This window comes from Vibrio ichthyoenteri ATCC 700023 (assembly GCF_000222605.1).
Lineage (GTDB): Bacteria > Pseudomonadota > Gammaproteobacteria > Enterobacterales > Vibrionaceae > Vibrio > Vibrio ichthyoenteri.
In genome coordinates this window covers 39267-49811 of sequence record NZ_AFWF01000030.1, presented here as the reverse complement: position 1 = coordinate 49811, position 10545 = coordinate 39267, and the positions used below count along the sequence as shown (strand labels likewise).

The window sequence follows — 10545 nt, the reverse complement described above, 5'->3', positions numbered from 1 at the left end:
TATAAATGATAAGAAAAAGGCCTTAATATCCATGAAGCGAGAGAACGACCAAGACGAATGAATGTCGGCGTGTTTTCGTAGATTCGACCATTGTAGAGCCAAAGTTGTTTACCAATATGTTGATAGAAATAAGGTACGGGTGGAAGAAAGGTCACAATATCCAAATCACAACATACGCGATAAGTCTTGTGGCTAAGAAGGTAATGTTTAACAAACTGAGGGCCACCTAATGAAGGCTGGCCGAAGGTGACGACGCGTTTAACCGATTTAGCATAACGTCGCTCTAAAATGTCAGCAAAGAGGCAGCCAATCGCACCACCAGAGGAGTGCCCGGTAAAAGTAATGCGTTTACCTTGATGGACCAGCGGCTCAATAATCGCGAACAAGCGCTGATATACCGTCAGCAAGTCGTCGTCATGTTTGTGAAATACGGCACTTGGTTGATGAACTAAAGCGAGATAACCGGCGTGAACCGCGTAGGGGAGTTTGAGTTTATCGCAACGTTTTTGCCAGAGAGCAAGATTAAGCAGCCAATCCCATACATTGTGTGAGCCTTTGATGACGACGATAACTTCATCACTACTGTTGCTCCAAAGAACCCTTAGCATCGGTTTTCCAAAGCGATTGGCGATGACACGCTGTCCTTTTGGAGCAAAACCATAACGGGTTTGCTTCAAAACGCGACTGTACGCAAGATTGCAAAGTACAGCGTAACGCTCATATTGATATCGTTTAAGTTTTTTCAATCTAAGCTACTAATTGACCTTTTGTACACACAGTATGGTAAATCTGCATGAAAAAAGGATGACAATTCAGCTCAGTTGTACCACTGAATAAAGTTGTACGTATTTGCGCACTAATTGCTGATCAGTTGCTCGTTTTAATGGGTGAGTAAACTTGACATAGTAGGGACTAAGACTAAAGCACTCATCAAGAGTGAGGGAGAGTTGCGAGTCGCTAGTATAGAGACTGACGCCTTGAGATTTATAGTCTTCAATATCATCGGGTATATGCCCCGTCCACCAATGAATTAATTCCCGGCTCTGCTTACTTCGAGTGATCCAATGATCGGAGAGTAATAACACTAAGTCATTAGGTTGGATCGCGTAATCATACTCATTTTGCCATTGATGAATGGTCTTAAATAATTTGCGGCGACATGAGCTACCTGCACTCACCAAGTGCGAAGTCAATATCCATACTGTACCCACATCAGATGACACGCGAAAATGACTCGGTTGCTCAACCGATGGATAAGATTCAAGTGCGGCGTAATGACAATGATGACCAAACTCGGTCAACGTTCTTGCTAAGCGACGAGAAAAGGCCAGCCCAAGATGGTGTTCGGTCATACCACGGTTATGAATGGTGGGATAATGCTGTTCACATAGCGTCATACAATCCGCTTGAAACTCATTAACGCTTTGAATGAGCACATCCAGTAACAAAGTTATTCTCCCTAACAAACCTCAAATTTGGTTTGTTAGGTTAACATGCAGCTGAGACTTTTCGTTACACTAAATGCCAGTAAAGAGATTATATAAGAAGGGTTTATGTCTAAGATTGAATTTACATCACAACAAAAACAGAAGATGGCGAGCTTGATACAAGACTATCTGGCCGATGAACTAGATATTGAGATCGGTCAATTCGATGCTGAATTCTTCGGCGATTTCATTACGCAAAAATTTGGCCCTGCCTTTTACAATAAAGGGCTTTTAGATGCGCAGAATGTTATGCAAAACAAAATGAGCGACATAGCAGATGAGATATATGAAATTGAACAAATCGATGAACTTAACTCGTTCATGTAGCGATGCTTTTCAACTCCTATTCAAAAAATTTGAATGACTTAATCAATTTGCGTTGATGTTCTGTCAATGAGGGTTAGTGAATAATCAAATCAACAACATGATGTATGAGTGAAGGGAAACAAGGAATCACGATGAGTACAGAAGTAACAAATTACAATTCAATCGCGAGAGCCATTCACTGGATATCAGCCATTGTCATTATAGGTCTATTCGCGGCGGGGTTATGGATGGTTGATCTTTCTTACTATAGTGAGTGGTACCGCACTGCACCGCATTGGCATAAATCCATTGGTATTCTATTAGCCACATTAACGCTGGCTCGATTGATTTGGAAAATAGTTACCACGTCACCGAAAGTGGAAGGTAATGCCTTTGAAAAAAGAGCGGCTAAGTTTGCTCATGGTTTGATGTACATCATCCTGCTAGCGCTTTTTACATCAGGCTATCTTATTTCTACCGCTGATGGTCGAGCAATCGAAGTGTTCAATTGGTTTTCGATTCCGGGTGCAGGGGCATTATTTCCTGGCCAAGCTGATATTGCTGGAGAGATCCACTTCTATGCCGCATGGACATTGATCATTATGGCGAGCTTACATGCGCTCGCAGCACTAAAACACCATTTTATCGACAAAGACAATACGCTACGCAAAATGATAGGAGCTTCAAAATGAAAAAAACATTACTTGCTACGGGACTGGCGATGGCAATGGTTATGCCAATGAGCGCAAGCGCAGCGGATTACGTTATTGACACCAAGGGCGCTCATGCGTCGATTAACTTCAAAGTTAGCCACTTGGGATATAGCTTTATTCAAGGACGTTTTAACACCTTTGATGGTGATTTTTCTTACGACCCACAAGATATTGCTGCCTCAACAATCACGGTGAATATTGATACACGCAGCTTAGATTCAAATCATGCCGAGCGTGATAAACACATTCGCAGTGCTGATTTTATCAATGTTAGCGAATATTCAACCGCAACGTTTAACAGCACGAAAGTTGTCGATAAGGGTGATGGTACATTTGAACTGTTGGGAGATTTGAATCTTCATGGCGTGACCAAACCTATCGTCATTCAAGCGAACTTTATTGGTCAGGGCCAAGACCCGTGGGGTGGTGAGCGTGCTGGTTTTTACGGTACCACTCGTCTTGAGTTAGCCGACTTTAATATCCCAGTGATGGGGGCATCCAGTTATGTTGATATGGAACTGCATGTCGAAGGTATCAAGCAGTAATCCGTTTTAAAGTAACAAAAAAGCGCCTCTCAAAAGAGGCGCTTTTCGATTTAATGTGACAACGAGGCGTTGTTATTAAGCCGTTTGTTTGTGTTCTTCAATTACTTCTGTTGGTTTACCAAAGACGTCACGCATTGCGTTAAGTACTTCTATACGGCTAACAACACCAACCATATGGCCATTTTCAAGGACAGGAAGTACATGTGGTTTGCTCACTTTGATGCTCTTAGCTCGTTCTTCTAGAGATAGAGTGCTAAAGCGAGTTGCAATGCCCATGCTGGTTGTTGGGTAAAGCTGTTCTTTATCAATGCAAAGGAATTCCGCAACATCAACGAGTTTATCATTTACATCGATTGCAATAACATCACGAGCCATCAAGTCCACCACTTTTTGACCTTGAGTTGGGATGTAGTTTTGGCACCATAATTCAACCATCACATCGTGAGCAGAGAAGAAGCCAACTAAACGACCTTCAATATCGGTAACTGGAGCACTCACTTCATTGTGTGCAAGCAGGTGATCAATCGCCATTGGCGTGGTCATTTCTGCGCTAAGAGTGATTGGTTGCGTGTTCATGATATCTTTGATGATGATGTTGTTTTTCATAGTGCTTTCCTTAACTGACGTAATATTTGTGGTGGTGGTAATAGTTGCGATGTTGGCTGCTTTTAGTTGCGGACGACGGTAGATACACCAGTTCGCCAGTCCTACAAGTACGGCACCACCAACAATGTTGCCAAGGGTTACAGGGATTAAATTGGCAGTAACAAACTGCATGACATTTAAGTCGGCGTACTGAGCTGCAGTTGTTCCTGTCATTTGCCAGAAGCTTTCTGGCGCAAAGTTTTGAATCACGATGCCAAGAGGCACCATAAACATGTTTGCTACGCAGTGTTCAAAGCCACTAGAGACAAACATAGCAACGGGCATAATGGTCATTGCTGCTTTGGTCATTGCGTTTGCACTGCTGAACGTTAACCAAATAGCCAAACAAACAAGTAGGTTACAAAGAATGCCGAGCGCAAAAGCTTGAACCATAGTGTGGTGCAGTTTGTGTTGCGCAATATTGAGCGCATTCAAACCCCATTGACCACTGTCCATTTGGTATAAGCCTGCCGCAGATACGATGGCGAGCAGCAACATTGCGCCAATAAAATTGCCAAAGTAAACTTTTCCCCAAGTCGAAATCATTTTTCCAAAGGTGATTTGCTTGTTTGCCCATGAAATGCTTGAAAGCACAGAACTGGTAAACAATTCACCACCGCAGATAACGATTAGAATCAACCCCATACTGAAGGCAAGGCCACCAGCGAATCGACTTAAGCCCCATCCAGCATCGGCGCTACCGGTTGTAACAGTGATATAAAAGAGAAACGCTAAACCGATAAATGCACCAGCCATTACAGCTAGGCTTAAAGTCATACCGCTACTTTTCTTTGCTTTACTTAACGCAAATTTTTCAGCCTCAGCCATCATCTCCATGGGAGAGAAGTATTGATTGTTGGCTTGACTAGATGACATAACCGCTCCTAATCATATGTTTCATAAATAACCTCCTTATGTAGAAAACAAGGGGCTTTCGCCTCGTTGCCAATTTAGATTAGGCCGTTTGGATACACAGGTAAAATTGATAATGTTGAGTAACTTCATCAAATAATTTGATATGTTTTTAGAAGGCGTTAAAATGAGCTTATGTGCCTACTTGTGCACATAAGAAAAAGGAAAAATCGAACACTTAACGTAATAACGAAAAGGAGAGTTATGCGTTATTCACTAAAGCAACTCGCGGTATTCGATGCAGTCGCCGATACCGGTAGTGTGAGTATGGCAGCAGATAAGCTTGCACTGACCCAGTCAGCCACGAGTATGTCGCTTGCCCAGCTTGAGAAAATGTTAGGAAGACCCTTGTTTGAAAGGCAAGGAAAGCAAATGGCACTGACCCATTGGGGGACATGGTTAAGACCCAAAGCGAAGCGTTTGTTGCAGGATGCTCAACAGATTGAGATGGGGTTCATTGAACAACATTTATTGAGTGGCGAATTGCGCATTGGTGCCAGTCAAACGCCAGCAGAACATCTCGTTCCAGACCTTATCAGCAATATTGATAACGACTTTCCTGAAATGCGAATGTCTTTGAAAGTTCGCAGTACGGACAGTATTTTAGAAGGTCTACTGGATTACAAATACGATATTGGCATCATTGAAGGCCGCTGTGACGACAACCGTTTGCACCAAGAAGTATGGTGTCGAGATCATTTAACAGTTGTAGCGGCTGCTCATCATCCATTTGCTAAATCCGAGCGTGTCAGTTTGGCACAATTGGAACAAGCAAAATGGGTGTTACGCGAACATGGTTCGGGTACTCGAATGATTTTTGATAGCTCAATTCATCATTTGATTGAAGATCTTGATGTATGGCGTGAATACGAACACGTGCCAGTATTACGAAGTATGGTTGCCAACGGATTGTATTTGACTTGTTTACCGTATTTGGATGTTGAGCATCATATCGAAGCCGGTCAGTTGGTTGCCTTGAACGTTCCTGAACTGAGTATGGAAAGAACATTGTCATTTGTTTGGCGTGCAGACATGGTGGAAAACCCTCTGGTTGAATGTCTTAAGCGAGAAGGATCGAGAATGATGAAAGGTAAACCATCGGTTTTCTAATTCTGACACGAGACTGACGTTGCTGTTCGCAACGATAAAGCATTGCTATAAAGCCCAAGCGTTATTCATCGCTTGGGCTTTTTTATTAACGGATCTTGTTGAAATATCGATTGCGTCACCTTTTAGTGTAATTATAAATCTTATGTTGCATACATATGTGAGATTGATCGTTCAAAGGGGGCGAGTTAGCGGTTAGTATGGGCTGCTGTGACAAACTATATGAGTTTTATTATGAGTACTTTGGTTGCCATTTCTATTACAACCGCGATTCTTTCGGGGATTTGGGGCTGGGTTGCGGTGAGTTTCGGTCTACTTGCTTGGGCTGGGTTCTTAGGCTGCACGAGTTTCTTTGCTGCGCCTCAAGAAGGCACTAAAGGATTATTGATAAGCCTTATCACAAATTTAACCGGAGTGTTTTGGGCGATGGTTATCATCGCTGGTGCGCAATATGTAACGTTAGAAATTGGCGGCTACATTCTGACGGGTTTGATTACTTTGTTTATGTGCCTGCAAGCAAAACATTCATGGCTAGCCTATATTCCTGGGACTTTTATTGGCTCCTGCGCAACTTTTGCCGCGAATGGCGACTGGCAAGTTGTGGTTCCATCGCTGTTATTAGGCGGACTATTTGGTTACACCATGAAATGGACTGGCTTATGGCTACAAGCTCGATCTCAATTGAGCAAGAAAAACGCTGCTATCGAGAGCCAAGCAAACTAGGGCCGTTGTCGTTGAATGGGCGAGCCAACCATAGTGATAAGATTTCAGCGCGTATTTGTGTATCCCAAAACGAGGGGAGTCACTATCAGGAAAATTGAATCGCTACTGAACTTTACTTTAGTGCGATAACCTTACATGGGTTAAGGCGTAAAATTCAGTCAGCGATATAGCAAATCATCTGTAACAAACCATCAAGTCGATTGGCCAAAAAGCCTTGTCGCAGCGCGTCAGGTATTACCATTGGCCATTGTGACAACGCGTTTTAGCGTCCAACGAATCAAAAGAGGTATGCCTTCAATCCCTTTCTCTTCCCCATGAGAGACAATCGCGAGCGCTAAATCAGGCTTAGCGAATTTCTTCAGTACACGGTGAACCACTTTTTTGGCAGGAATAGGATGATCTTGAGGGATCTTTACCATCTCACGAAAAAATGGCTCGAAACCATGGTTATACAAATAGTGTTCGATATCGAGATCAGGCAACTCCGTTAATCGGTGACGTTCTTGATCATTCTCAAGCCGCGTTCTAACGGTGTGAGCGTATTTTTTGCCTGCAGCATCACCATCAGTAACCACATGCCAATCAATACCGAAAGCTTTCGCGACTTTAATTAGAGATTTCAGTCCTGACTGGGCAAATTCAATGATCTGAACCCCTTCTGCCGCCAAATTGTAACCACATTGGTTCGCAAATTCGTTAAATAGCCATACTTCGGTTTCCCCTTCAACCAGCAGCCAACAACGAGCAAAGAGGGCGCCGGAGCGGTGGAAACGAATATGAAAGCCCACTTTACGTAACTCGTCTCGTGATAAACTTTGTAGTCCGAGGCTAGTACAAACCGTTTTATCGGATTGGCGCACCAAGCGTCGAATACTGTGAATGGGTACACGAGCCAATAAATCACCACTATTTGTGGTAAGGATTTTCTGCATCGGTAGCAATTGCAACAAACTCCACGCACGAGCGAGATGGGTAGGGTGCAAACGGCCTTCAGGATCTTCAATGATCAAAAGCGGACGAGCACAGCGTCGTAGTTTATTGGGTCCTTTAGCTTGTAGATAAGCGTTCAATAACCCCATAAACAACAAACGGGTTTGCTTGTTATTGGTTTGTTCGACCACTTCAGAAATCGATAAAGAATTTGGCTGGCCGGTAAAGAAGATGCCGTCTCTTTGCTTGCGCAGGCTATTACGTGCATTGGACTTAAAAGAAAAGTAATGTTCTACCAGCATGCTCATAGAGTTCAGACTGCTGCGCATTTCACCTTTATTGACATGGCCTGGAATCGCCATCAATCGTCGGCAGGTATTATCAATGCGTTTTTCGATACGCTCATTGAGATCGCCATTGGCTTGAATAGGGCGATTAAATCGGCGTGAGTCCTTTAACCGGATCACGGGATGAAGTGACATCAACTCTTGTGCTAGCTTGACGGCATGATGCAAAGCCAGTGGGTTTCCTTCGTGATCAAGGAAGTCGTATTGGGTTTCGATGTCATACTGATTGCGACTGGCACTGAGACGATAGTAAATACGATGTACGTTTTCATCATCAGTGGTCCAGATCGGTTTGATTTTTCGATAGCGACCAGAACGTAATTCACTTTTATCGTTTGAGACTAGACTCAGCACGATCTGCAAGTCTTGCGTCTGGGGGTGAGAAACTGAATAATCAACATGAAAATCAGACATCTCAAATTGGTAAGGGACGCCGTCAGGTGGCAGCGCAACCGACAGAGCATCGAGTAATGAAGATTTACCCCAAGTATTTTCACCAATCAAAGTCGTTAATTGTTCGAACGAAAGGGATAGTCGCTTAATTCCACGAAAGCCCGCAATTTCAATGCGTTCTAATTGCATACTGCCACCTCACCATTATCAATTACCTTAAGTAAAGCATAAAAGAAAAATACTGTATAAGCAGGAGGTTAGCTCACATAAGCGAATTATTCGCAAAAAGTAATAAATCTGTCATTCAGAATGAGTTAGCATGACGGTGAAAAGTGAGAAGAATTATGATGAAGAAAAAGAATAGAGCGATCAGAATCAGAGTCGCTCATATAAATGACACACATTCCTATTTTGAACCAACGTCCTTGCAGCTTGAGCTTACTATTGGTCAGCAATCGTATGCGCCTTTTGTCAGCGCTGGTGGAATTGCTCGTATCAAAACACGAGCAGAACAACTTAAACAACAAGCAGACCAAGCTCAACGCGCTTTTCTGTTCCTTCATGCCGGAGATTGTTTCCAAGGCACTTTGTATTTTTCTTTGTTTAAAGGAGAAGCAAATGCGGTGATGCTCAATCAACTCGGCCTTGATGGAATGGCAATCGGCAACCACGAGCTTGATATGGGTAACCTTCCGGTTGCCGAATTTGCTGAACGAATTGATTTTCCTTTACTTGCCGGTAATTGGGATCTTTCCAATGAACGTCAAGACAAGCCGAAAACACTGCGTTGTAATCCGGCTGTGTATTCGTACAAACCACAAAGCCAATCAGCCCAATGGGTGATCAAACACGTCGGTGATGAATCGGTAGCCATCTTCTCTTTGGCGCTGGACAAAATGTCGGAAATCTCAAATCCAGATATCGACACGCCATTTGTCAGCAGCATCACCACCGCGAAAAATACCGTCGCTGAGATACACAAAGCGGGCATCAATAAGATTATATTGCTTAGCCATATGGGTTATGAGGTTGATCTCGATTTCGCTAATCATGTGGATGGAATTTCATTGATTGTTGGCGGGCATAGTCACGTTCTACAAGGTGATTTTAGTCAAATTGGTTTGACAAAGAGCGATGATTACGGCGTAAAAGTTAAGCAAACTTATGTCGTTCAAGCCGGTTTTCATGCCTTGTCTCTAGGCCACTGTGATATTGATTTTGATGCAAGTGGGCAAGTCACTGCATTTAATGGCAAGAACGAACTGCTACTGGGACGACGATTATTTGTCGATACCACGATGAGCCAATCTTGGCAGGATGACAATTACTTGCCAATAAGGGAGTTTGTTCACGCTCATCCTAATGTGGCGGTATGTAAAAAAGATCTCGCAATACAGCAGTTGTTAGTCAAACGCTATCAAGCCCGTGTGCGCGAGCAACAAAAGACGATTCTTGCACACACAACCAGGAAATTGCGCCATATTAGAATTCCAGACCAACAAGGCGGCAGTGAAATAGCACCTATGGTGGCGGATTCCTTTGTCTACGCTTTAAAGCAAAATGGCATTCATGCCGATTTTGCAATTCATAATGCAGGTGGTGTGCGAAATTCAATTGCCGTAGGTGACATATCAGTTGCCGATATAGCCGGAAAGGTATTGCCGTTTTTAGTTCCGATTGGCGCCTACGAGATCAAAGGCGCCTATATTGCTCAAGTGCTTGAAGGTGCAATAAACAATGCCTTGAAAAATGGCGTAGAAGGAACGGGCTCAGGGTCTTACCCGTACACCGCTAACTTGCGTTATCAATATGATGCTAATGCGCCAAAAGGTGAACGCATTGCTCAATTGGAAATAGCGTTGCCCAGTGTGGGGTGGCAGCCTGTCGAAGCTGAACGAATATATACTGGCTCTTCTTCTGCTTATTCAATGAAAGGCAAAGAAGGCTATGAAGCTATTCTCAATATGAGAGGGGAAGGTAAGATCTCGAACCTATCCATGGCTGATTGCTTCATTATGTATCTAAAAGATAATCCAGAAGTATTAAGTGACCCACAAGTTGTTAATGCTAATTAGTGATTAAATTTCGCACACTTGGCATGGGCTTTGCTACTTATTCTCCGATTCATTTGATCGTAATTAATGAATAGGGAGTTGCTGTGTGGAGTAAGGATTGGCTTGATATCGCTGTCGTCATCAGTTGGATATCAGTATGGGCCGCGATGGTCTACTTAATTCCCGGTGGGGGAATGTAAAAAAAAGGAGCATTATTTTGCTCCTTTTTGATTTTCTTGTAGACGAAATATCATTTGAGGCATACAATCCGCGGCGTTTGGGGAGTAGTCGCCTCTGGTTTACTTATCGTCATCTCGTTAGGCAATGCCTTTCCGGTAAGTATAAGCGTTATGCGCTTCGACGAGACCAACGTATTCAAATCC

The 10545-nt window shown here is 43.3% G+C and carries 10 protein-coding genes; 6 read left to right on the top strand and 4 right to left on the bottom strand.

Annotated elements, in window-relative coordinates; all coding sequences use genetic code 11:
* Together RH85_RS03425 and RH85_RS03420 are read right to left on the bottom strand one after the other, a co-directional pair.
* Window positions 1-746: lipase family protein (locus RH85_RS03425; protein WP_006710802.1), on the bottom strand; the 746-nt coding region annotated here is incomplete at its 3' end.
* Between the two features lie 66 nt (window positions 747-812).
* Window positions 813-1448 carry a hypothetical protein gene (locus RH85_RS03420; RefSeq protein WP_006710801.1) on the bottom strand — a complete coding sequence of 212 codons (636 nt, stop codon included), beginning with the start codon at window positions 1446-1448 and terminating at the stop codon, window positions 813-815.
* 105 nt (window positions 1449-1553) lie between these two features.
* Here RH85_RS03420 and RH85_RS03415 point away from each other — a divergent pair, with 105 nt between their 5' ends.
* From RH85_RS03415 to RH85_RS03405, 3 genes are all read left to right on the top strand, one after another.
* A complete protein-coding gene (locus RH85_RS03415) occupies window positions 1554-1814 on the top strand; it encodes a DUF2164 domain-containing protein (protein ID WP_006710800.1) in 261 nt (86 codons plus the stop codon).
* Between the two features lie 131 nt (window positions 1815-1945).
* Window positions 1946-2485, top strand: coding sequence for a cytochrome b (locus RH85_RS03410; RefSeq protein WP_006710799.1), 540 nt, complete (start codon window positions 1946-1948; stop codon window positions 2483-2485).
* Window positions 2482-3051, top strand: coding sequence for a YceI family protein (locus RH85_RS03405; protein ID WP_006710798.1), 570 nt, complete (start codon window positions 2482-2484; stop codon window positions 3049-3051). Before RH85_RS03410 ends, RH85_RS03405 begins: the two co-directional genes overlap by 4 nt.
* 75 nt (window positions 3052-3126) lie before the next feature.
* Here RH85_RS03405 and focA read toward each other — a convergent pair whose 3' ends face one another.
* A complete protein-coding gene (gene focA / locus RH85_RS03400; protein ID WP_006710797.1) occupies window positions 3127-4572 on the bottom strand; it encodes a formate transporter FocA in 1446 nt (481 codons plus the stop codon).
* Window positions 4573-4812: 240 nt separating this feature from the next.
* Between focA and RH85_RS03395 the strand changes: the two genes are divergently transcribed.
* Together RH85_RS03395 and RH85_RS03390 are read left to right on the top strand one after the other, a co-directional pair.
* Window positions 4813-5718, top strand: coding sequence for a LysR substrate-binding domain-containing protein (locus RH85_RS03395; protein ID WP_006710796.1), 906 nt, complete (start codon window positions 4813-4815; stop codon window positions 5716-5718).
* A 231-nt stretch (window positions 5719-5949) separates the two neighbouring features.
* The gene (locus RH85_RS03390; protein ID WP_006710795.1) at window positions 5950-6438 is read left to right on the top strand and encodes a DUF1097 domain-containing protein; all 489 of its coding nucleotides are present in this window, start codon (window positions 5950-5952) and stop codon (window positions 6436-6438) included.
* A 227-nt stretch (window positions 6439-6665) separates the two neighbouring features.
* On the opposite strand, the gene RH85_RS03385 is transcribed toward RH85_RS03390, so the two are convergent.
* Window positions 6666-8297 (bottom strand): ATP-dependent endonuclease, encoded by a 1632-nt coding sequence (locus RH85_RS03385; protein WP_006710794.1) that lies wholly within the window; start codon window positions 8295-8297, stop codon window positions 6666-6668.
* A gap of 155 nt (window positions 8298-8452) precedes the next feature.
* Between RH85_RS03385 and RH85_RS03380 the strand changes: the two genes are divergently transcribed.
* Entirely contained in the window at window positions 8453-10183 is a 1731-nt protein-coding gene (locus RH85_RS03380; protein ID WP_039948482.1) for a bifunctional metallophosphatase/5'-nucleotidase, read from the top strand.
* Window positions 10184-10545 lie beyond the last annotated feature (362 nt).